We start from the raw sequence: 25389 nt of genomic DNA, 5'->3' as shown, positions 1-25389 counted from the left end.
ACAAAATAAAAATATAATATTTCTTCATAATGATTAAAATATACGCTTAATAAATTGCTACCGCGTTTGTTACTGCCCGTTGTCCGTTTTTATCGCTCGGAATGATGGTTTCTTTACCGTTAATCAGCATGCACGATGAACCGCCTCCATCTAAATTTATCGCTTCGGAACAACCAATCTCAAGCAATAGATCCGCTACATTTTTCAAGGTTAGCCCCGGTGTGTTGGGTGTTTTATTTCTCCCTTCGCATACGAAAAAAATGACGTGACCATTGGGGTGATATGCAATTGCGGAACGAGGATTGTTATAAGTAGGCCCTACACCGCTTGCTTCATCAAATAATTCGTTTTCCCATAAATTCTTATATTCCCCCTTTTTGATTAATAACGGACCGGCGCTGATGGCCTCTTTAGGTTGCCATCCTACTGCGCCTTCAGGAAAATCGGCTGAAGGAATAGGAAGAGGTTTTTCGCCGGATTTGTTGGGTGCAGGTGCAGGATAAGCATATAATGTGTTGTTTGAGTGATATACCCATTGGGCGGAAAATGTGCCGTTGCTTTCCATCCCGAAAGCGCCTGTGGTGGGATAATAATACGCGTCTGCACCATTATATTTTCGGGTTGTTACCGTTTCTATTTTTGATATCGTTACCCCGTTTTTTATCATTAACCCCAGCGAAGTTCCCGACCAAAAATATCCTCCATTCATAACAACTTTAGGGGATGAGTTTGCATCATAAAACTGTTTTGGGGTATGCGAACCTTGTTTTTCACCCAAAATCTTGAATTTTGCATTGCCTTCGCTCACATCCGCTACGGCTATATATGCCTGAACTAATTTTCCCGAAATGTCTTTTTTATATTTATACACCGATATGTATTCCGGAAGATTGCCAAAATTATCCTTCTTTTCCCAGTCGGAAGAAGATAGAACGAGAGGCGTAGATTTATAGCGTACAATTACGTTGAAAGTGACAATTTCGTTGCTCTTTTTCAGTTGAATTTCCGTTTTGTCAGTCAAATTATAAGTCGCGGTTGTGGTTTGTGGTTTTACCATTTCCACATTATTGGCTAACGTTAATTTTATTTCTACTTTCGAAAAGTCCTGGCCTCGTTCAAATAATAGATACACTGTTTTCTTAAAGTTATCAATCTTCACATCCAGCACTTTGTGTGAAAGTACTTCAAGGTTCGTGACATACCTGAAATCAAATTCGTTCTCTTTACTCTTGTCTGAACAGCTAAAAAGCATCCAAGACAAAATGGTAATGCTAAATAATATACGTTTCATAGAATTATAAGTTTATTTCTTTAATGGGTTTTCTTCGATCCTTAACATGAGAAGAGAGATTTGGTAGGTCCTGAAAAACAGGGCTTTCCGGTTTGTTCCTCAATCCGATGTACTGGTAAATGAGTGTCTTTTCTACATACGGTGAGAGACCTTTTAATTGTTCAATAATTCTTTCTGCCCGAGGCAGGAGCAAGGTGCTTCCGTCTATGTGGTTATTCCTGACTTCCTTGTTGATAAAAAAATCATCGCAGCTCGTATTCATAGTCTTGTCAATGTCGATTTTAATATTTCTCAAACCATTCATTCTGTCCCCTGTGCAGAAAAAAATTGCGATTATGCTTATTTGGGGTCTAAATCAAAATATTCTAAAAACCATTCATTCATTTTTTTTACTTGCTCCGGATAGATTTTATGCTCCCCATTGGGAATGATAAAGACCTCTTTAGGGGCCTCAATGGCATTATATGCGGTATAAATTGCTGTCGGTGGTGTTGTCTGATCATTGAATCCCCAAGAATAAAAACCCGAAGTCTTAAGATCTTTAGCAAAATTAACCACATCATAATAAGGGAGCACAGATTTATATACTCTTTCTTTTTCAGCTTTACCTATATTTGTGGTGCTATTATAGAAATCCGGCCAAGCCCCCGGTCTGCCGTACAAATAACCGGAAAAATCACACATCCCCGGACAAAAGGCTGCCAATCGTTTTACTCTCTTTTCCAGCGAAGCCGTAATGATTGAAAGCGCTCCTCCTTGACTGGATCCCCAAACAGCAAGCCTTTCCTTGTCAAACTCGGGCAAGGAATACATAAGATCTACCGCTTTAATACATCCTGCAATAACGCGATTGTAGTAAAAATGATCACGATCTTCAATCCCAAAATATTGATACTCTTTTAAAGTGGATTTCTCCAAGTTGGTATAAAAATCCTTTTCTAACGTAACGGGATAATTATGAATATAAATACTCAAGGTTATGACGCCATGTTGAGCCATCTGCATCTCAGGTCTTGGAGGATATATGCCCGCACCGGGAAACCTGATTAAAGCCGGAAGTTTCTCACTCTTTTTAGGTAAGGATAGTATACCGTAAAAATAACCCTCTTTTTTGCTTATCTGATACTTTACCTGAAAAACCCCTATTGAATCATTGGAATAGTTGAGAAGGGGGGTGAACTCGGTATTGAGCGGTTCGGGTGAGATTTCTTTTATTTTCTTTTGCCAGAATGCGTGGAAATCGGCGGGACGTTCGACTTTAGGCATAATACGATTGGGCTCTATAGCTGCGGTTACCGTATGGTATGTTTTTTGCCCTTGTGATAAATGAGTTACTTTACATCTTATAAAACCGGGGGTGAACCCTTTTCCGCCGTATACTTTATATGTTCCGGAAATTGAAGGCAGGGAGCCTTCTGTCTGAGGAGGCATCTTTTCCGGTCCTATCTCATACGTCAATTTGTCTTTTTCCGAGATATCCGTGACAGTAATCAGAAAAAACAGACTGTCTTGCGCATTATATATTCCTTCATCGAGGTTTAGTCGGACCTCAACCTTAGGCTGTTTTTCTTTTTTCTGTCCGTAACTTACGGTTAAGATACTCCATAAAATCAGAAAAAAGAGAATCTTCGTTTTAGTCATTTATTTTTTAGCTGCTTTTGGGGTTTTATTGTTGTTTTGTATTTTTTTCCGAAAGAGTCTGTAGCGATGATTTCAAGGGTTGAATTTTTCGACAGTGGAGTGGCTCTAAACATATGCTCATTTTTAATGGGCGAAATCCATTTAAATTCGAGTTTATCTTTATCGGCGCACATTTCGGCGACTTTGGGGTCAATGCCTTCAAATCGGGTCATTTCGCCACTGTTTACGCCATTCTCAAACCATTCTACTTTCCAGTTCTTATCCCAGTTCCAAATGTTTACGGTTATATCATCGGGGAAATCGCTGTTTTGTCCAACCGGATAAGCGCGCATTTGATACTCTTGCGGATGTCCGGCGCTTTTGAAATACCATTCCACCTTGTCGTCGTTTATTTCATACACTCCGTATCCTAAAGGAGTTCCGTCAAGACAATAGTCGCCTTGCCACCAGGTGCCGCAAATGGCAGCCGTGTTGTGTTCGTAGAGAGTGGGCGAGTGAATGATGTTTTTATTGTAGTGCATATGTCCGGTAAGAATGTGCGCATTATACGGTTCAAGCATTTTGAACAGAGCGGAAGCGTTTAAGGTTTGCCCACCCATTTTTTCATTGGAATACGAAAACGGTTCTTGCGTTTCCGATAGGCGTGCAGGAATGTGCATCGCTACGAAAACAGTGCTTCCTTTGGGTACGTGCGCGAGGTCTTGTTCCAACCATTGAAATATTTTTTCGGTAATGTAGCCCATATAAAAATAATCGCGACCGATGTAGAAAACATTGTCGAGGACGATATAATGTACTTTTCCGCGATTGAATGAATAATAGGCAGGACCGAAAATGCTGTTGTACGTTTTTGTGGATGTTTCGTCTGAACGTCCGCCGTAATTCATATCGTGATTGCCCGATACACGATAAAAAGGAATATTTGTTTTATTCAACTCGTTGATGTATTGAGAATAGAGCTGCGGTTTGTCGCCCACCAAATCGCCGCAATCGATCCCGAAAACATCGGTATGTTCATAACTGGCGATGGTTTCTTTGCAATCTTCTACGATAAGCGCGTACCCATTGAAGTTTTCCTCTTTAAAAAACTGCGGATCGGCATGAACGAGCAGTGTATGACGATTGTCGGTTTTTGGATTTTTATTTAGTTCAAAATTGTATATTTGCGGCCTATTTTTGTCAATTCTTTTGTAAAATTGAGGAATGTTCAAGCTATCATTCGGAAGATAACCGGATGGAGTAGAGATATATACAAATGAAGCATTTGGGTCGATTACAGGAATTGAATAAAACCCTTTGCTATCCGTTAATACGCAGGTTTGTCCATCTGTAACCGATACATTGGCAAGTCCTTTTCCTTGGCTTGTAATTCTACCTTTTATTGCCGTTGATGGTGTTTGCGCTTCTGCGTATGTGGGTGTCCACACGCACAGAAGGACGACAAACAATAGAGAATGAAAAGATTTTATGTTCATTTGTTTTTATTTTTATCCGTCGCTAATGCTCTGTCTATTCCTTTTTTTACAGCATCCCATTGGTCGTACATGATAAGGTATATCATATCGAAGAACATCAGTCCGTCGCCTTTTGTCAAACAAATATAGGTTGCTTCTTCGGCGTCTTGCGGTTTGTTTTCAAAGTTCAAACCGTATAAACTGCCGCAAACAGGGACGTCGCCCCTTGTAACTTTTTTCGCGTTAAGGATAGCGCCTTCCACGGTCCACTCGGATGTTGTTCCATAGAGCGTTTTTCCGTAAGCGCCGGTCATATATATGTCCAAAAGGGTGGCGTAGCCAAAATTTTTATATTCGGGCGTTGCCCAATTATAATACTTGGACGGATCGTATTTTTTACTTGCCCAATTTACGCCTTCGTTGTAATAGGTTGAATACCAAGAACCCGTATAGGTACCGAACTTTATATTTTTATTGACCGACTTTATTGAGTTTCGGGCTTTTTCAAAGAAGTCATAAATAGTTTTGGCGCGAAATTCAAGCCATTTATTATACTGTTTTCCGGGCACTACTTTATCGCCGTTCCACGTAAAAATATCGGTAGGGAAATTAGAAAGGGTTTGTCCGGCGTACTTTTCAAATTCTTTTTTTGAAAGTTCCGAAAAATCGCTTTCCATGGAATTGAAGCGTGCTCTGTCGAGAATAATTCCGTCGAGGGAAGGGTAGTTTTGTGCAAGTTCCGTGAAAATACTCAACATATAACTCTGTACTTCCGGATTGATGGGATTAAAAAACTTGGCGTGCGATTTATTGTCCTCTTTTATCGAAATAATGCCCGTGGGATAATATATTTGAGTAAGCCAGGCCGCTTTTGCCGCGTCGCGATAAACAACGCCGCCATCACGCATATTTCCGCCGACCATCGTATTGAGGTTGGCGTGGATTTTCAGGTTTTGTTTATGCGCTTCTTCGATGAAAACGGCTAAATAATCCCAGGTTGCCGTGCGTTCTATATCGCCCAGTTTCTTAACTTCGGCTACAATGTTGCTTTTAAATAATACGTCGCCGCAAGTTGGTCTCACATCCACTATAACATCCGTAAACCCGGCGCTCTTCGCTTTTTCTAAATAGATAACAATACTCTCTTTGCTGTTGGCAAAGTATTTGAAATTGGCGGAAGCATCTATCCAAAGGATTTTGGGCTTTTCGGAAACAGGTGTTGCCGGTGTAGTTGGCGGTTTCCAAGGGATGTCATCCTCGTTCAGTGTATTGTGAGATGTTGTACACGAGACCAGTAAAAATATAACAAAACTTATGATAAAAAGGAGTCTATTCATTGAAAAAAATACCGGAAAAAGGAGACATTAATCTCCTCCTCCGGTACGTAATATAATTATTTATTCTAAGCTAACATTCCAAACAATAATACCGCTGTTTGTGCAAAGAAACGCCACAGTCGCAGAATATCCATCGGGTGCTACGCAAACTTTTACTTCTCCGGTTGCATTACCGTTTTCTCCGAAGGCCGGATCGAGCGGAAAATACAACCAATCATTCCACACACGTGTATGTATTAAACTGGTAATGTCTTTAATTTTTGACGGATCTTTCATCATTGCTCTCACCGTAAAAATTTCGCGCATCCAACTATGCGTGTTTTGCTCTAAAAGGAAAATATACCTTGCGCCATTCATATCGGCATAATCAAAAGCATGACCGCCTCCTAACCATTGATGGAAAACATTTTGTATATGGTGTTCCGATTCATATATCGGTTTATTGGTTTTCCCATCCATGTATGTGATGGCAACTTGAGGTTGGTTATTAACAAAACGATTGATAAAGTAATTGCTGTTTTCACCCATACCAATAGGAACAACTTTTGCTTGAACGCCCATGGTATAATCAATATTAAATTCAATCTTTTTAGGGGTTTCCGAAACTACTTTTCCGTCTTTCACTTCCCATTGCAGAATGACATTGTTGTTAGATACGGCTAAGTACACGAATGCGTGTTTGGTCAGATCGCCCCTTACATAAATTTTCCTTCCGATTTGGGCTTTCGGCAAACTCTCCAGTGTATATTTAAAGAGTAATTCGGGTTTTGCCGTTACGCCTTTCCACCAAAACATATGCACCTCTTGCCCGCCGGCAACAGCGGCATTACAGGAAGCTATATTGCCGGCGTCATCTGTCGTCATGTGAAGCGGCAGTTTAAACCCTAAATCTTGCCAATCAATGCCTTCCCACGACATATCACCGGCTTTGCCGCCATCTGCTAAGTTGAAATAAGAGAATCCTGTTCTGCTGTGAACAATAATGTAATTTCCGCTTATTCCAACAGCGCCATTGTTGTGAGTAGTAAAACCCATTTCGGAACCTGTTTTCTTCCATAATTCTTTTATTCCAATTGCCGATGGAATAACTTTCAGCTTAACGGTATATGTTTTTTTAGCGCCGTCCGCACCAATCACATCAAAACTTACCGGTTTAGAAAAATCCATATATTCGCCGAGAGGTATAGCCGATTCTACAGTGGCATTATTGGGAATACTTACCGACATCCGTATTTTTGCAAGATCTGTCTTGATGCTACCATCTATGTCTAAATTGATGATATTATTTTCATCGGGAATAACTGCAAAATCAGTGTTAGTACCGTTGGGTAGCATGATACGAATGCCCGTTACTTCATTTCCCGTAGTAGGGATAAGTTCATCCGCTGTTTGGCAGGAAAACAAAGCAAGTAACGTCAAAATTCCAACTATTTTATATAAATTTCTCATTATTTTCTTCATTTTAATTACCATTTATCGATTTGTTTACAAAGGGGATTATTTTGAATTTCAGATAATGGAATGGGAAACTGATAATAACGTTCTTCGAAAAAACGATTTTTCCCGTCGCAATCCACGACTTGATAGGTGAATGTATTATCGGTGTTTTTCGTAATTTTCATTCCATGCATACGTTTGCCGCCCAACACATCGAGGGCTATCCTCCAACGCCTTAAATCCCAATACCGTTGTCCTTCGAATGCTAATTCTATTTTGCGTTCTTCCCGGATAATTTGTCTCAGATTTGCCTGATTGGTTTCCGTGACATTGGGTAATTTAGCTCGTTGGCGCACCTTGTTTAGTGGAGACAATGCTTCATTGGCTTTTCCTAACTCATTTAGCGCTTCCGCCTGATTCAATAATACTTCAGCATAACGAACCTCAGACCATGCCGTTGCTCCTTTCTTGGTCATATCTTCCACTTTTTCGTTTAATAGTTTACGGATGTAGTAACCGGTAGTGGTTGCATTCGGATAGTTTTCAATTCCAAATTCTTTGTAACCGTCTTTTCCTCCGACAAATGCTTCTATTGTGCGACCTTTCCAGGGAGCGCCGTTGTACAAAATTGACGCATAGAAACGAGGTTCCCTGTTTTTGTAAGGATTGGCGGCATGTTCCGGATTACTCCAGTCAAATTTGCTACCGTCTGCCATATAATAGGAATCGATCATTTCTTGTGTAGGTACTGCCAGGCATTTTGGTTCCGTATTGTCGGAAGCAAAGTCGCCCTTGGGACTATACAGTTTATCGAAAGTAACCGAATGGGTGAGTTGTCCGTGAAACCTGTATCCCAATACCGTTTCTTTGCACAAATCGCTTTGGTTGAAAACATCGGCGTAATCGGGCAATAAACCGTACAATGTACCCTCTTTGTCAATCACTTTCTGGGCTGCTTCGGCTGCCTTATCCCAACGTTGGGCATAAAGCATCGCACGCGATTTGAACCCATATACCGCACCTTTGGTTATGCGTCCGAAGTTGTCTTTATCCCACTCGTCAGGTAAATTTTCAGCGGCAAAATCCAAGTCTTTTTCGATAAAGTCCCAGCACTCGTTCTCGGAACTTCGTGCTTTATAGGCTTCTTTCGGTCCATCAATATAGTCGCGAATAACAATACTTCCATGTCCTCTTACCAACATAAAGTGTAAATAAGCCCTGAAAAAACGTGCTTGAGCTTCCATTAAAGCAACCATCTTTTCGTCATATTTTACATACGTTTTTAGCCCATACAAAAATTCATTGATCCTGCGGATTCGATTGTATTCGTAATCATAATCACTTAATAAATTGGTAGATGGACTGATATTTCCTGTATAAACTACCTTGTTTACATCGCCTCCACTTCCACCCATGACATTTGTGCTGTATCGCAATATATCAGAAAATCCGTCCGTTAAACTCACTTTGGCATATTTAATGCCATAAGGGCCATATTCATAAATAGGTTTATAAAATCCGTTTATATACAAATAGGTATTTTCAACCGATTTCCAGGCATCCATTTCGGTATATTTTGCGCGTGGTTCGGGATTTAGAAAATCCGAACAACCCGTAAATACGAAGATAGCCGTAACGAAAGTTATTATGTTAAAATTTTTCATCATTCTTATTTATTAAAGGGTTAAACTTATCCCAAATTCATACGTCCGTTGTTGCGGATAATAACCGTTGGTGATTTCCGGTGTTTCAGGATCTATATTGTATTTTGTTAATTTAGACCATGTGAAAAGGTTCCCTCCGGTAAGCATAAGCCGGATATTATCAACACCTAAGTTGCGGATATAGCTGTTTTTTAAAGTATACCCTAATTGGACGTTTTTCAAACGCAGGTAGCTACCATCGCGAATCCACCACTCGGACGCCCACCCGTTGCAGTTTCCTTTTTCTGCCGCGATCGTTGATAAGCGGGTGAATTCGGCATTCGGATTTTCGGGAGTCCAGCTGTTTTCTATCAGAAAGTAAGGAGAGTTTCCTTTGCCGTGGAATGGGCGGGTGTATATTGTGGCATCCACATGCCCGTTTCCATATACGCCACTTAGGAAAACATCGGTAATAGCGGCACCCTGAAAGAATAGAGAAAGATCAAAATTTTTCCATGCGGCCGCTATGTTAAGTCCGTACATTAGTTCGGGGAGGTTGTTGTTGCCTATGAACGTATAATCTTGTGCTTTGTCTATTTTCCCATCGCCATTCAAGTCTTTATAATGAATATCTCCCGGACGGATTTGGTCTTTACTCAAATGGCCTAAGGTGGCGCTATTGATTATTTCCTCGTCCGACTGATAAAGTCCCTGTGTTATAAAACCCATCTTTTCGCCCATTTTGCGTCCGGTACGTTTCTGGTAATCCGGCACATTAGGGCTTTCATTCATCCGCAATACTTTGTTTCGAGACCAGCCGACATTTCCTCTTATGTTGTACTGGAATTTATCTATCGTGTTTTGATGCGAGAGAACCAATTCAAAACCTTTATTGCTAACCTTTCCCCCGTTAATAGTACTTGGATGATTTCCTCCCAAGGAAGGAGGATAAAGAGCGCTACTTCCAATGAGAATATCGTTGGTGAGTTTGTAGAAATAATCAAATTCCAACCCAAAGATGCCTTTGCTTAACATTAAATCGAATCCAACGTTATAGGTGCCTGTTTTCTCCCATGTGATATCTCTGTTTACATTTCCGGCTGTGTAAATAGAAATATATTCCTTATCGCCTATGTAAATTGTCGGAGGGTTGGGGTTCATTAAGTTTAAGTATTGAAAATCGGCAATACGGTCATTGCCTAATAATCCGGCAGATGCGCGTAATTTCAAATTCTCCACTTTACTTTTGTAAGGGGCAAAAAATGCTTCTTCGGATAATCTCCATCCAAAAGATGCAGCAGGGAAGAAGCCCCATCTGTTTTCTGCCGGAAATCGCACAGAACCGTCGTAACGTGCTACCAATTCCGCCAAATATTTGCCTTCATAGCTGTAATTAATACGTCCCACATAACCGGCGCGGTTAAATATATAACTTCCTCCTCGAACACCACTGGCTTTTTTACCTAATAAAATGTCTTTTGCTAAATCAATTTCATGAAGAGTTGTCAAATCAAATCCCTGAGCAGTAACCCCAAGATTTTCCTTTTCGTAGGAGGATTGTTCATAAAGGAGCAAGGCCGACAAATCATGCTTTCCAAAGCTTTTTGCATAAGTAATGGATGGTTGAACAGTTAATCGCTGCGCCTGAGAATTATTATTTGCCAATACCGGCTCTTTGGGGTCGCCATGATTTGCCTCTACAATCTCATATTGCTCTGTTCTGGCATTGTAACTGTTCATCTTAAATTGCTCACGCCACGATTTTGCCGTTGTGTAATCTTTGTCGTACGATGTTTTCAGTTTCAAATTCAGTCCTTTTATCCAAGGTACATCCCATGCAAGTGTCAATGAAGAGGTTACTATATTCATAACGGAATTATTGTACCCGGTGAGACTGTTAAAAGCCATAGGATTGAATTTCGCCGATTCGTCAATATTAGCCGCTACCGGCAGTCCGTCATATTCGGTAGGAGTGATGGGCATCATGCGTTGTGCCAGATTTATGGGATTGTTCCAATCTTGATTATTAACACCATAATATCCTGCTTTACGATTTTCCTGACGAGCACCTAAGTCCAAGCCTAATTTGAAACCATGATTTAAATTGACATCAATATTTGAACGAAGATTGTATCGTTTAAATGCATACTTATCAAGAATACCTCCTTGATCGTAGTATCCTAACGAAAGAAAATATTTGGTCGTTTCATTTCCTCCGTTTACCGAAATATTATGATGGGTTGTAAAAGCGCCGTTTTTCATTAAAGCGCTAAACCAGTCGGTATTCGCATATTTTCCTTCGGGATCGCCATTCAATACTTTATTATATACTGCTTCTGAAAAAAGGGGGTCTTTCCCGTCCATATCCAACGCTTTATTATACCATTTGATAAAATCAGGTCCGTTCAGAAACTTTGGATAATTCGTGTTTTGGTTGTACGAGACTTTTCCTGTGTAGGTTATTTGAGGTTTCTGCATACTTCCTCTTTTTGTTGTTATCAAGATAACACCACTGGCTCCTTGCATTCCATATACAGCTGCAGAAGATGCGTCCTTCAAAATTGTGATGCTTTCAATTTCATTTGGATCCAAGTTGTTAAATGAGCGCTGAACATCATCCACAATAATCATAGGCGCCGCATTTCCTAATGTAGAAACCCCACGGATAAGCAGATTAGAACCGTCCGCCCCGGGCTGCCCCGACTTCTGTGTAGCTACCAAACCGGGAAGTTTTCCGGCTAAGGTACTTGTTAAATCACCTGATGGAGCACGAACAATATCTTTTGCATCCACTTGAGCCACGGAGCCTGTTACGTGCATTTTCTTCTGGGTTCCGTATCCCACCACAACCACTTCGTCCAACAACTCTGTATCTTCCATCATGGTAACATTTAGTAATGTTTTTCCTTGCAAGCCTATTTCCTGCGATTTAAAGCCGACATACGAGAACTCGAGTACGGCATTCCGATTTGCCACGTTGATGCTGAAATCTCCGTTTAGATCGGTAATCGTACCTTGTGAGGTGCCTTTTACCATGACATTTACGCCAATCAGGCTTTCGCCTTTTGAGTCTTTCACTGTTCCTCTGACATTATTCTGCGCATACGTATTTGTGCTGAAAGTCAGAAGTATGAAACAATTCAAAACGAATAGCGTTCGCTTTGTGTTTCTTCCGAAGAAGAGTGCTTTCATTCTTTTCATTGATTTTAAGTTTTATTTAGAGTTAAATTAAGTGTTTGAATTAATCTTTTTTTGGCCATTTCTCAAGACATTTATTCAGCTAAGTAACAGAAAAGAATTATAGCGATCTCAAAGTAGCTCTCAAGAATTATCATTCTAATTCTTTTCTATTACTTATATATTATTTGAATAAATACTATAGAGTTACTTATAACGTCCAGTATCCCACCAGACACGAATATTTTGTCCATCGCCTTTTCCTTGATTAAGTGAAGTTTGTTTTGAATATCTGTTTAAATTTCTTTCATCGTCGATATAGCGGAACTTTTTAATAAATTCTCCAGACTTAATCAAACTTAGATCACTTTGAACAACAGGAGTTAATAAGGGATAGCCTGTGCGACGAAATTCTGTCCAAGCTTCTGTTCCATTTGGGTAAATGGCAATCCACTTCTGTGTGATAATTTGTTTTAACTTAGTTTCAAAATCATTTGTATCCTTCCATTTTACATTTCCTCCGTGAATATATTCATCATCATTTTTCGTTGAATAAAGAGTTGAATTAACTCCCTGTCTTGCTTCGGCAAAGGAAGCCAAAATTCCTTCTTCGTAATTTACTTTAGCATTGCCGGAAGTTGCCCATCCTCGAAGTGCTGCTTCTGCTTTCAAAAAACAAACTTCGGCATAATTCATAATAATTTGAGGCTTTACAATTGTTCCGTTTGGCACAGTTCCTTCTTTAACGCTTCCCTTTTCTTTTTGATTCCATTCTGGATAAACGTATAATCCCCATACACATGAGTTATTTACTGCGGTATATTGAGGTTTGGTTAATTCGGAAGCAGGTAATCCATTAGGAACACCTTGATACTGAATATCCGATTTTCCATATACATATCCTTGTGTTTGGCTAAACCATAAAGGTAAACGGGGATCGTGTACGGAACTTTGAGTAAGCATTATGTCAATCATCGTCTTGCTTACTCGAAATTCATTCCAAAAACTAATTGTCCAGAGGGAGTGCCCTGCGTTTGCTTCTGCATTTTTTATTCCGGCATTATCGGCATTGCTCGTCATTAAAGTCTCTTTCAGTGCGGCTTCACCTTCTTTTTTTGCTTTCTCGGCATCAATAAAAGATAGTCTTAATGCATAGCGCAATCGAAGGGAATTAGCTAGTTTAATCCATCTTGTAAGATCGCCTCCAAAAAGAATGTCTTGATTTCCATAAACATCTTGATTCTCTTTGTTTGATTTAAGTGATGTGGCAGCCTCTGTCAGCTCTTTGAATATGTCGTAATAAATATCTTTTTGAGAGTCGTATTTAGACTCTATGATGCCTTGTCCTGCTTCGAAATAAGGAACATCGCCAAAGCAATCGGTTGTTCTTGCTGCTCCCATGGCTGAAATAATACGCATTATCTGGTACATGTTATTATATTGCGGATTTTTCTCGAGCATTTGTTTTACTTCATGTAAATTTTTTGAAAGATAGACATAGTACGAACGCCAAAATCCATCTTTTACCCAATTGTCTTTCCATTCGTAACGTCCGGATGGAAAGTATGAGGCTGTATTTGCAAAATACTGGGCATACAAATTTGTGTGCAAATTATCACCTACCTGATATTCCCAAGGACGGCAGTTGAATCCATAGTCAAGCATTTTGGGAAGAATTAATTTAGGGCTTACTTCTTTTGCAGCCAGAGGATTCTCATTCATCTTTTCGAAATCGCCGGTGCAGTTTAGCGTTATGAAAAGAGCCCCTGCTATAATTAGTATATTTTTTATAATCTTTTTCATTGTTGTATGTAAATTAGAATTTAACATTCAGGGAAAAACCAAATGAACGAGTTGGTGGCAATGATGAGTATTCAAAGGCTTGAGCATAATCTTCGCGAGAAAATGAACCTTCCGGATTTACAGGTGCATTTTTAAAAATATATAATAAATCTCGCCCCGCGATGGATAGTTTTACATTATTAATAGGTGTTTTTTTCAACCAAGAGGAAGGAATAATATAGCCGAAGGACAGTTCTCGTAGTTTAGCAAAAGACGCATCGTACAAAAATTCTTCCCCCACACCGTATGCGCCTCCGATACTTGCATAATAATCTTCGGCATTTACTTTCTTCGTGTTTTCTTTTCCGGTAGATTTAACAACTCCATTTATAACCATTCCTTCTCTTCCTTCTATCGTTTTAGAAGAGGTTCCTGCGGTACGGGCATACATATCAGTAGTTGAAATAAAGCTTCCTCCCATACGTCCATCTACTAAAATGCTAAAAGATAGGTTCTTATATTGTATTGTGGACGATAGAGACCCAGTCCAATCGGGAGTCATATTGCCTATAATCTTGTCTGTTTCTGTAATTGGCATACCATTATCTCCAATTAGAATTCGTCCTTCAGCATTACGTTCGTAGGCTTTAGAGATAATGTCGCCAAAACGTCCTCCTTCTTCAACAACTGCTTTTCCTACGCGTGTTTCCCCGATCACAAAGCGCTTTAATGTTGGATCCAATTCAATACATTTTGTGCGATTCATACCCCAATTTAATGTTGCATCCCATATCCAATCTTTTGTTTGGATAGGTCGTCCGGAAAGCATTATTTCCCATCCATGACTGGCCATTTTACCCGCATTTATATTTTTGTATTCATATCCTGACGACCCGGGCATGCTTACTTTTAAAATCTGATTAATCGTATTAGAATTATAGCATGTAGCATCTAATCCTAAACGTCCATTAAACATTTTTATTTCTACACCAACTTCAGTGGAGTTTGTCTCTTCCGGCTTCAAATTGTATAGAGGAAATACGGAAGAAGTTACGGCATTCAGGATATTTCCATTTGTTTTGCCTAAATTATAGACATTATACAACATATAAGGATAGGTGTCATTCCCTACTTTTGCCCATGAGGTTCTTAGTTTTAAGAAAGATATTTGTCGGGGAAGGGTTACCATTTGAGATATGATAGCGGATAAACTGACGGATGGATAAAAGTATGACCAGTTGTCTGAAGGAAGTGTGGAAGACCAATCGTTTCGGGCTGTTACATCGCAATATATCATGCTTTTGTATCCGATAGATGCATTTCCTAATATTGAGTTAACCCTTTTCTTTGAATAGGCTTCTGATACTGTTTGATTATTTCCATTTGCTAATGCTACTAAATAAGGAATATTAAACATGCCCGATGAACCGGATAAATTGTTCCACTTATAGTAGGTTGTAGCCGTACCCAAGTTTGCGTTTACATCAAAATCATGAAATTGTTTTGTGAAATTTAACATTAAATCTGCATTGAATTCTTCATTGGTTACTTGCGTATTAAAATACTGGCTGATATTAGCCGTAGTTGATGTTTGAACATATGTAGAGTAACTCTTCATTTGATCGTTATACCAATCAATTCCCACACGCCCTGTAAGTTTTAAATAATCTGTAAATTTAGCACTCATCTGTACCATTCCAATAAGACGATTTCTCTCATCTTTGTTTCCATTTGCCGGTAATGTTAAGGCATATGGATTTAAATATTCATTATTCGGACCTGTCCAGTTTACAACGTTTCCATTTGGATTGATTGGATTTCTTAGATCTTCCAATCGAATACTACGAGGTAAATTAATTAGTGATTTCATGACGCCGTATTCTCCTTGCGCCGGACGATTCAAGCCTTTTTGACGCATGAAGTTAACTTTTATTCCTAAGTCGATGAATGCACTACTAAATTGGGTGTTCAAATCATAGTATTGACGATTTAGTGAATGATTTGGCGTAATGCCCTGGTTTCTTGAATCAGAAAAAGAAAAACGAGCTGTTAAATTATCACTACCTCCTGATGCCGTAAGTGTATTTGTGTAATTTGTGCCTGTGCGATAGAAATTATGAATAAAATCATCTTGAGAAACAAGGGTATAATCTTTATAGGCACTTTCGCCATAAAATTCATTTCTCCAGTTCTTCACAGTAATGGAACCGTCCATTTTAGGCCCCCAGCTACCTTTCGCACTTGAAGAAAAAATTCCGTTTGAACCTTGAGCGTATTCGTTTTGATAACTATATGGATTATATGCTTGACTAAAATTTATATTTCCATTATATTCAATTTTTAACTCTCCGCTTTGACCTTTTTTTGTTGTGATGATGATAGCGCCGTTTTGTGCTCGAGAACCATAAATTGCTGCGGCATTTGCACCTTTTAACACTGAAATACTGGCAATATCATCCGGGTTTATCTCTGATGCGGCTCCCGAATAATCAGCACCACCCCATTGAGATGCCGTTCCAGTTTGATTGTCACTAATCGGTATACCATCTATAACCCAAAGAGGTTGATTAGCTCCACTCAAAGAACTCGTTCCTCTCAAAACTACTCGGGTGGATCCTCCCATTCCGGTAGAAGATTGATTGATCTGAACACCTGCTATTTTTCCTTGTAACATGTTTGCTACGCTCTCGGAACGCAATTCGGTCATCCCTTCTGTTTTTATTTCTTGCATAGCATATCCTAATGCCTTTTTATCTCGTTTAATGCCAAGAGCTGTAACAACCACCTCTTCCAATAATTCAGTGTCATCAAGCAATATTACATCAATTCTTTGCCGATTATTAACCGGAATAATTTGTTTGGTGGTACCCACGTATGATACTTCAATTTCATCTTTTGACGAAACATTATTTAGCTCATAATTACCATCTAAATCTGTAACAGTCCCATTGTTTGTTCCCTTGACAACAACTGTTACACCGATTAATGGTGTTTTCTTTGAATCTACAATATTACCTTTTATGGTAATATCTTGAGCAAACATACAGAAAGATACCATCCACATAAAGAAAAACGGAAGATACCGTACAACTAAGAGATTTGTTCTTTTCATTTTATTAAATCATTAAATTTAGATTTTTATTTTTAGTTCTTTATATCAATTTTTGACATTGAATCTTTTTTTAGAAAAAAATGGCTTTTTCTATTTTTATAACTATTACCGGAAATCTGCAAAACCGAATTCTCTGCAAAGATCAAGTGTTTTAAAGGTATTCTCTCCGCTTTGATAGCTGAAAAAAGGTTCAGTCTTATATCTGAAGCATTCTCAAAATGCAAAGCATGTTGCCAAATCTCTTTTGTTGAAGAGAAATCAACAGCCAACTCATTTATATGCAATCCCGATACATTCTTTGCATATAGAACGTACGGATGGCAACTGCCCCAAACATTCACATAAGTGTTTTCCGAAATACTTTTACCCGGGAATAATTTTATGTTAGATAACGTAATATCCTCAATGCTTTTCTCCTCAAGCATGCTTCCGATAAAGCTATTGCCAACGTTTGTAGCCGTAAGGTTTGAGATGCTTATGTTTTTCATGTAACCCCCAAAAGGTTTATCCGGCTTTTCATTTCCCATCCACATGTAAATCGGTTGAGTAACATTGTGCATTATGATGTTGTTGAATTGTATGTTTTCGATTTTTGTTCCTTCGAATATGGCGCACGGATAATTGGGGTTTGGCAATACGCTAATCACGTTTATTCCGTGGTTTGAATTTCGGATGGTCAGGTTCTGGAAGATACAATCCCGAATGGGCGAATCGCCTTCATATCCTACACGTATTCCGCAAGCGGGCGGCGAGCTGAGTATGCAATTAGAAACAATTATGTCTTCGCAAGGGCGCGTTTCTCCCAATCGTCCGCTATCGCTTTTTATGGCAATGGCATCGTCGCCGCCTTCGATGTTGCAGTTGGTAATAAGCACCCGACGGCAGCAATCAATATCGATACCGTCGGTATTGGGACCGTCAATGGCATTGCGAATGGTAATACCATTGATTTTCAAATCCTCGCAACCTAACGCCCATAAGGTATAGCAGGGTGAATTTTTCAGAAGAACATCGTTTATCGCGAAAAACCGGCAATTTACAAAACCGATTAATCCGCTTGGGCGCCATGATTTGGGTTTTCTTACAAATTCAGAAAGCATTTCTTTGTGCCAAAAAGCATCGCCGTTTCCGTTTATTTTCCCCATGCCCGTAATGGATACGTGTTCGGCATTTTCGGCAAAAATCAGGAAAAACTTATCCTCTAGCCCTGCTTTTTGAGGAATTGGGACATAATCTTGCTTATTGGGACTTCCCAATAACTCTGCACCGGGTTCAATATGTAATTGTACGTTGTTTCTTAAGAAAATAGTTCCAATTACGTAACAGCCGGCGGAAACGTTCACAATTCCTCCGCCTAAAGCCGCGCAATTATCTATCGCTTGTTGAAAAGCAATGGTGTTCAACGTTTTCCCGTCTCCTTTCGCCTCAAAATCGGTAACATTCCACACATTGTTATGCGGAATAAGGCTTTTTTGTGCTTTGCCTGGATAGAAAAAGCACATATTTAAAATGAGAAAGAGATAGAAAACCTTATTTTTCATGCGTTGAGGCGATTATAATTGTCCTTTAAAATGCGCTTTATACCGCTCATACAATCCCGCCGCTTGCAAATAGGTGGAATTGGGGCTCATAAAATGCGAAAATTCAAACGTAATGGCGTTTTCCATTCCTGCTTTTCGCGCGGCTTCGAGTTTTAACAACAGTTTTTCCCATTTTATGGGTAGGAACCGAATGGGCATATCGCGATCGAACGATTCGATGTTTGTCCAGCATTTTATTCCGTATTTATCGGCAAGTTTTTTGTTTACCACCAAGTAGTCGTATAATTCGTGATAATCCACTTGTCCGTCTTGAAATGCCATGATGTCCACAGCATCTTTTACGTTACTCAATATTTCGTCCCATTCTTCTTCGTGCTCTTTTACCGATAGGGATTTATCGCCCGCCATTACCTGGTCGGTTTTTACGCCGTGAATATAAGGCGATACCAATGTCGGCAGATTTCCCGAAACAGTTTTTGCGTGTTTCCCCACTTCCGCATATATTTTAGCCATGTTTTTTGTCCGGCGACTTATTTCTTGTGATAAATACCATCCTTGAAAAGAGGTGTGATGTCCGTATTTTTTCCACACTTCGTCAATCAAACGCATGTTCAAGTCAATTTCTTTTTGGAAAGAGCCTTCAATCCAATATTTCCCCGAATCGTACATTCCGAAATAGAAAGCCATACCGTGCTTGTCGGCTAACGTGAGAAACATTTCGGTTAAGTCTACCGGAGGATAATACACGTCTTCGGTTTTGAGAATACACTCAAAGGGCGAGGCAATCCATTTTGCCAACCCCGAACGAATCATAACCACGGTATTTATTCCGATGGCTTTCATCGCCTGAAAATCCTTGCCCCACTCTTTTACTCCCCAGTTCTGATGAGGAATATCCCAGCTTACTTCATCGAGAAATGTTGCGCGAATGGGCATTCCTTTAAAAATACCGGGTGTTTCGAACATTTTGTTACTTAGTGTACTTTCTCTCTGAACTTTTCCTCCTTTCTCCAAAAAACCTGACCCACATCCGCTTAATGATTGAGCGGCCATCAATCCGGCTGACCCCATGGTAATATTTTTCAGAAAACTCCTTCTACTTTTTAATAGATTCATATTCTTCATTTTTTCACTTTTTGTCTGCTTATGATGATATCAATCAATCGATTATATAATTGAACATCTTCGGAATATTTCGATTGCGATAAACGGTAAAAGGCGTCGCCTCCTTGATAATAAGCCACTTTTAAAGAATCGAAAACTCCGTTTTTTTCAAAAACATCTAAATAGTCATTCAGCCGTTGTCCCCAGTCCTTGGAGTTCTTTAACACTCTTTCGTCAAATTCCACTTCCATGTTCATTTGATTATTCCTTGCTCTCTCGCATGCTTCTTGTAACTGTGTGAAAGGAACTTTCTCATTGAAAAAATAATTGGGCTGATAATAAACTTGATTAAAACCTAAACTTTTCCACTCTTGGTATCCATCGGAATTAAAATAAGGAATCCAATAGAAATCATAATCTTTTTTGTATATAAATGCTGCTACGTCCTTAGCTAAATCACGACTATTCGTGGCTTCTTCGGCCAACCAATAAAAGCCCACTAACTCTACATAGTTAAAATTTGCCTTTTTAAAAAGTTGTTCAGCATAATCTATATACCATTTACACGCTTTTAACCGGTCTTTTTTATTAGAAAAATTTAAACTTATACCATCCAGTTCCCCCCAATCTGTTTGATTTGGAATGGGTTCCGGCAGAGCTAAAACAACTTTCCTTTTGTCTAATTCGTCCGCTATCTTACCGCTTAGAAAAACATCTTCTAATTGGGCATTTAGCGCATGAATAGCATTGCCTTCGGAAAAGTAATTTTCAAGTAATGCCGTCCATTCTGTTTTGCGTGCGGCTAACTTCTCATAACCCGACGCAAATCCCCGTCCTTTTCCATCTTTTATTTCCAAAAACAAAAATCCGTCGAACAATAATGTGTGTTTTTCGCTTTTCAATGTGGAAACATAGGGCGAGAAATGATTTTTATCCCACTTTATATTTCGATGAATTCCACCATCATAAATAAGGACTAAATCATTAGGAACAGCCTTGTAATGTTTGTGATTTTCTAATTTCACGTCTTCACGAAAAATAATTTCGTCATCGCTGTTGCCATTATATCCATTAGAACAAACAATCAAACAGAGGATTGTAGATAAAAACAACGGGACGTATGTTAATATTTTTTTGGATAAAGTCATGTTATTTGTTTATTTTTTCCAACGTTTTCCAACACTGATACAATCCCCTCGGCACATGGAAACAGCCTTTCCATTTTCCGCCTTTGAGGTTGAGCAGCACTTGGCCTTGGCGATTGAGGTAACCATACCATTCGGGATATTCCGGGTCTTTGAAGTGCGACCACGTGTAATCGTGTATTTTCTCGAACCAGGCGAGACACTCTTTCGAACCGGTTAGTTGATAGCCTTTGAGCAAGGAAATCAGCGTTTCGATATGCACCCACCAAAGTTTCTGATCCCATTCTAATTGTTGCGTGGGATGACCCAACCTGTCCATGAAATAGAAGATGCCGCCGTACTGCTTGTCCCAACCGTATTCAATCATCGTGAGGGTGGTTTTTACGGCTTTTTCTATCAGTTCGGGACGATGCTGGCGTTCGCCCAAATCCATGATAAACCACATGGCTTCGATGGCGTGCCCGGGATTGACAAGGCGTCCGTCGAACGTATCGGACAAGCCCCCATCAAGATGGATATTTTCTACAATAATGCCGTCGAGTTCGGGGCGGAGAAAGACTTCCATTACCTCGTGGATACACGTTTCCATGGTTTGTTCAAGAAACGGTTTATCGAGCAGGTGTTCTATTTCCAACGAAAGGTTGCAGAGAATCATCGGCAGGGCAAAGTTTTTCAACGCGCGCGTACCATTGTGGCTTTTGTTCCATTTGCCTTTGGGGTTATCTACTTTTGAAAGAATAATATCGAACGTACGCTTGGCGATATCGGCGTATTCCGGGTTACCCGTAGCGAGGCTCAATTGTCCGAAAGCCATCGTAGCGAAGGTATAGGAAAAAATATTGTAAGGCTCCACGAGCGGTTTTCCTTCGCGTGTAAGTGAGAAATACCAGTTAAAGTTGCCGTCGTGTCCGTGTTTTTTCAGAAATTCGGCGCCTTGAATGGCGCAATCAAGCCACTCTTGGCGTTTTTCCACTTTATTATATAGCATGGAAAAAAGCCATACTTGTCGTGCTTGCAGCCAGATGAACTTATCGGTATCGAAAATGTTTCCTTGACGGTCGAGGCAAGTAAAGTATCCGCCGAACTCATAATCTTGCGATTTACTCAACCAAAAGGGAAGAATATTGTCTAATAGTTCGTTTTTGTAGAGTTGTTCTAGTTTTATTAAATCCATTTTGATATATATTGATAAATATATTGAGGTTTGAATAAAAAAGTAATTAAAAGCCTTCGATATATTAATAATGATAATATCTTGCAAAGATAAAATAAATAAATTTAATAAATGGCAGATTGATAAAATATTTTACTAAAAAGCAAAAAAATTAACATTTATGGTTTTCAAATTAAAAAATGTCGATGTTTTTGTGGTAAATCTTTGAAATAAATGGTTTGGAATTAAGATTTGGAAATTTATGAACGTAAAAAGTTAATTAAAGTAGCGTTGAAAAGATCTTTAATTTTTAAATTATGAGGGAATATATGAGTAATTAATAAAACTTTTCAGCTTCTGTGAGTGAATCTATTTTTCCTACATCAATTAATTGCAAATTTTGAGGAATGAATGCCGTTATTCTTTCTATTTTGCAAACCGACAGATAGAAATCGATAATGGAGAATTTTTCGGGGAAATCTTGCATATAGTCAAAGATGGAAGGATGCAGGCTCTGGATTCCCGAGAATGCGAGTTTCTTATAACGGTCACTGTTGAAATCGGGAAAAGGTGATTTTATTTCTCCCGATTTTTCATTAATCCATCCGGTTAAATGATGGTTCTTGTCGAAAAGAAGATACCGTGCTGTTTCGCGTTCACTGACCACAAGTGTGGCGGTGGCATCGCCGGAAGAGTGAAAACGGTAGAAGCTTTGTAAATCGATATCCGAAAGAATATCCACGTTGTGAATTAAAAACGGCTTCTCATCGTCGAAAAACCAGGAGGCTTTTTTAATGCCGCCTCCGGTATCTAGAAGTTGCTGGCTTTCGTCGGAAAATTCGATACGGATCCCGAAATTATCGTTTGCCCGCACGTAATCGATAATTTGCTCCGCAAAATGGTGCACGTTGATGATGATTTCATCAAAGCCGGCTGCTTTCAACTTCTGTATCGTATGCCACAGCAGCGGTTTTCCCGCCACGGGAACCAACGCTTTGGGCATGGTGTCCGTCAGGGGCTTAAGCCTCGTGCCGAGTCCGGCAGCAAAAATCATTGCTTTCATTTCATTCCTCCCAACAATTTTCCAATCGCTCCCATTACAGATACAACGGTGTCGCGGTCGGGGACAGGAATTTTGAGCGATGTCCTGCCGGTTTCGTTATCTGTTTCCATGAGCGAATCTACTAATTTTTCGGTGGCTTCGGGTGAAGATAACGTTCGGGCAAAAGCTCCGAAAAGATGGATGCTTTGCGAAACGAGCTGTTCGGGAGAAATTTCAGGCGATGCTGTTGGCGAAACGGACGTTTTGGGGCTTTCGTCCTGTATTTCCGGTTCAACGTCGGGAATCATTGTTTCGCTTAGCGGTATTTCGTTCTTTTCTTCAGCGACGTTGAATTTCTCCATTTCGTTGACGCTTACGGTTGAAGTGGCCGTTTCGACAGTTTCGTCTCCAATGGCGGCAAACTCCTGAACGGTTTGCATCAGTTTGTCGAATTTGCTGTCTTCGAGGAAAATGGAATCGGAACCTCCGTCTAAAATACCCTCAAACATCGACGACTTGAAATTCAGTTTCGTGAGCATCTGTTCCTCTATGCTGTCGGCCGATACGAAGTTGATTACCTGTACGTTGTTTTTCTGTCCCATTCGGTGGATGCGCGCGATGCGCTGTTCGAGTACAGCAGGATTCCACGGTAAATCCAGGTTTATAATCAGCGACGCTATTTGCAGGTTCAGCCCCGTGCTTCCGGCGTCGGTTGAGATGAAAACGCGGCTGTCGGGATTCTCCGTGAAATTGTCCATCAGCGTTTTTCGCTTTTCAGACGGTACGCCGCCGTGCAGGTATTCGTACTGTATTCCTTTTTCGTCCAGCTCGGCAGCCACCAGACGCGTCATGCGCTCCCACTGACTGAAAATGACAACTTTTTCATCGGTTTCTTCGAAGAACTCGTCGAGTACGTTCATCAATTCATCTATTTTCGTATCGAACCGCGTTTTCTGATCTAAAATGTAGGTGCTGTCGCACACCATCCGCATTTGGCTCAGTAGTAAAAGAAGGCGTTTGCGGTCGCTTTCGCTCAGGAAACGCATTTTTTGCCATTTGTAAATCAACTGTGCCACGTTCAATTTAAACTCTTCGTGCATACCGCGCTGTTCTTCGGTCATGGGCACGAAAAGGATTTTGTCTAAGCGTGAGGGAAGTTGTATGTTTACATCGCGCTTGCGGCGGCGAATGAGGATGTTGCGGATTGAATCGCCTACTTCGTTCAGGTTTTGGTATCCGATGGTTTTGCCTGTTTCGGAACGCACCAGGCATTTGTCTATTAATTTGTAATACGGCCCCAGGCAATAGGGATTTACAAACTGGGCGATGGAGTAGAGTTCTTCGATTTTGTTTTCGAGCGGCGTGCCCGAAAGGACTATTGTGTATTGCGAGCGTATGTGACGTGCGGCTTTCGCAATTTGCGTGTTCCAGTTTTTGAGGCGTTGTGCTTCGTCCATAATAAGCAGGTCGGCGTACAACGATTTCAGGATTTTAATGTCGTTGTTCGCGCTTTGGTACGATACTATTTTGTAAAACACATCGCGGTTGTATTGTTCGCGCCGTTTCAGGTGATTCCCTTCGATAACGAGCGCCGTATCGCCCGTGAATTTTTCGATTTCTTTTTTCCACTGGTATTTAAGCGATGTAGGGCAGAGAATAAGCACGGATGAGATGTTGAATTCTTTGCGCATCAACTCGGCGGCACCGATGGCTTGTATGGTTTTACCCAATCCCATTTCATCTGCAATAATACTTCGGCCTTTGCGCGCGGCATACAGGATACCTTCTTCCTGATAGGGATAAAGGCGTGTGCGGAGTAAACCGGACAGTTTGCCTTCGGCATATTTGTTGTTCAGCAGCCGGATGCGGCGGAGGGTTTCGCGTTTTTCGATAATAAATTCCAGCGCGTCGTTGTAGCAGCGGAATGTGTCGTCTATTTGTTGGGCTTGCTGCAAAAAATCGGAGAACTGTTCGTATTTGTCTTCTTTTAAAACACCTTGGGCAGAAAAGTATGGTGCTGCCAATCGGGTAAAGGCTTCTTTGTTGTCTGACCCGATGCGGATGCGCACGTCGCGTTCGCCTTTGTATGATAAATACACCGAGGTATATGGCGGCACAAGTTCGTTGGGTACGCGTTTCCGTTTATTTTCGAGATGCAGTTGCACGGCTTCAATGTGTTTACAGGTGCCGAGTTGGTTGGTTTTGAAATCGGGACACGAGCAATAATTCCACGCGCTGCCGATACCCCTGAACGCCACTTTATAGAGATAATCCGTTTGCGGGTTTCTCACGTTGAAGTCGCCGAGTGCCTGTTTTCTGTTGACGGGTACGATGTCTAACAGCTCCCTTTGCGCGGCTTGCTTTCGGAGAAGAACCTGCCACTCTTCGAGACTCATTTTCTCGGGACGAAGTAGTTGCGATACTTTGGGAACCGATTTCTTTATGTTTTTTTTACGCGTAGTTTTTGTTTTTGAAGTGGTTGTTTTTTTTGCCATAATTTATTATGTGTTTGATAGTTTGTGAGTTGTTT

The 25389-nt window shown here is 40.2% G+C and carries 16 protein-coding genes; all 16 read right to left on the bottom strand.

Annotated elements, in window-relative coordinates; translation table 11 throughout:
• Nucleotides 1-46 precede the first annotated feature (46 nt).
• The 16 genes from KCV26_02400 to KCV26_02325 all read right to left on the bottom strand — a co-directional run bounded on the left by KCV26_02400 (nt 47) and on the right by KCV26_02325 (nt 25354).
• Complete coding sequence (locus KCV26_02400; GenBank protein ID WZX37260.1) at nt 47-1291, bottom strand: phosphodiester glycosidase family protein; 1245 nt, start codon at nt 1289-1291, stop codon at nt 47-49.
• 4 nt (nt 1292-1295) lie between these two features.
• Nucleotides 1296-1586: a hypothetical protein gene (locus KCV26_02395; GenBank protein WZX37259.1), complete on the bottom strand. Its 291-nt coding sequence runs from the start codon at nt 1584-1586 to the stop codon at nt 1296-1298.
• A gap of 44 nt (nt 1587-1630) precedes the next feature.
• Entirely contained in the window at nt 1631-2722 is a 1092-nt protein-coding gene (locus tag KCV26_02390; GenBank protein ID WZX37258.1) for an acetylxylan esterase, read from the bottom strand.
• 206 nt (nt 2723-2928) lie between these two features.
• The gene (locus KCV26_02385) at nt 2929-4407 is read right to left on the bottom strand and encodes a calcineurin-like phosphoesterase C-terminal domain-containing protein (protein ID WZX37257.1); all 1479 of its coding nucleotides are present in this window, start codon (nt 4405-4407) and stop codon (nt 2929-2931) included.
• The gene (locus KCV26_02380; GenBank protein ID WZX37256.1) at nt 4404-5723 is read right to left on the bottom strand and encodes a family 10 glycosylhydrolase; all 1320 of its coding nucleotides are present in this window, start codon (nt 5721-5723) and stop codon (nt 4404-4406) included. The genes KCV26_02385 and KCV26_02380 overlap by 4 nt, the downstream gene beginning before the upstream one ends.
• A gap of 60 nt (nt 5724-5783) precedes the next feature.
• Nucleotides 5784-7172 carry a DUF5018 domain-containing protein gene (locus tag KCV26_02375; protein ID WZX38300.1) on the bottom strand — a complete coding sequence of 463 codons (1389 nt, stop codon included), beginning with the start codon at nt 7170-7172 and terminating at the stop codon, nt 5784-5786.
• A gap of 17 nt (nt 7173-7189) precedes the next feature.
• Nucleotides 7190-8824 carry a RagB/SusD family nutrient uptake outer membrane protein gene (locus tag KCV26_02370; GenBank protein WZX37255.1) on the bottom strand — a complete coding sequence of 545 codons (1635 nt, stop codon included), beginning with the start codon at nt 8822-8824 and terminating at the stop codon, nt 7190-7192.
• A 12-nt stretch (nt 8825-8836) separates the two neighbouring features.
• Entirely contained in the window at nt 8837-11995 is a 3159-nt protein-coding gene (locus KCV26_02365) for a TonB-dependent receptor (protein ID WZX38299.1), read from the bottom strand.
• 192 nt (nt 11996-12187) lie between these two features.
• Nucleotides 12188-13783: a SusD/RagB family nutrient-binding outer membrane lipoprotein gene (locus KCV26_02360; protein ID WZX37254.1), complete on the bottom strand. Its 1596-nt coding sequence runs from the start codon at nt 13781-13783 to the stop codon at nt 12188-12190.
• Nucleotides 13784-13796: 13 nt separating this feature from the next.
• On the bottom strand, nt 13797-16826 hold the full coding sequence (locus KCV26_02355) for a SusC/RagA family TonB-linked outer membrane protein (GenBank protein WZX38298.1): 3030 nt from the start codon (nt 16824-16826) through the stop codon (nt 13797-13799).
• Between the two features lie 80 nt (nt 16827-16906).
• A complete protein-coding gene (locus tag KCV26_02350; GenBank protein WZX37253.1) occupies nt 16907-18415 on the bottom strand; it encodes a right-handed parallel beta-helix repeat-containing protein in 1509 nt (502 codons plus the stop codon).
• Nucleotides 18416-18427: 12 nt separating this feature from the next.
• A complete protein-coding gene (locus KCV26_02345; protein WZX38297.1) occupies nt 18428-19486 on the bottom strand; it encodes a DUF4434 domain-containing protein in 1059 nt (352 codons plus the stop codon).
• Nucleotides 19487-19536: 50 nt separating this feature from the next.
• Entirely contained in the window at nt 19537-20607 is a 1071-nt protein-coding gene (locus tag KCV26_02340; GenBank protein WZX38296.1) for a DUF4855 domain-containing protein, read from the bottom strand.
• Nucleotides 20608-20668: 61 nt separating this feature from the next.
• The gene (locus KCV26_02335) at nt 20669-21838 is read right to left on the bottom strand and encodes an AGE family epimerase/isomerase (protein ID WZX37252.1); all 1170 of its coding nucleotides are present in this window, start codon (nt 21836-21838) and stop codon (nt 20669-20671) included.
• A 316-nt stretch (nt 21839-22154) separates the two neighbouring features.
• Nucleotides 22155-22880, bottom strand: a complete 726-nt coding sequence (locus KCV26_02330) for a nucleotidyltransferase family protein (GenBank protein ID WZX37251.1) — start codon at nt 22878-22880, stop codon at nt 22155-22157.
• Entirely contained in the window at nt 22877-25354 is a 2478-nt protein-coding gene (locus tag KCV26_02325; protein ID WZX37250.1) for a DEAD/DEAH box helicase, read from the bottom strand. The genes KCV26_02330 and KCV26_02325 overlap by 4 nt, the downstream gene beginning before the upstream one ends.
• Nucleotides 25355-25389: the final 35 nt, after the last annotated feature.

It is taken from the genome of Petrimonas sulfuriphila (genome assembly GCA_038561985.1).
GTDB lineage: Bacteria > Bacteroidota > Bacteroidia > Bacteroidales > Dysgonomonadaceae > Petrimonas > Petrimonas sulfuriphila.
Note: the sequence above shows the minus strand (reverse complement) of the source record. Positions and strands in the feature narration are given on the sequence as shown.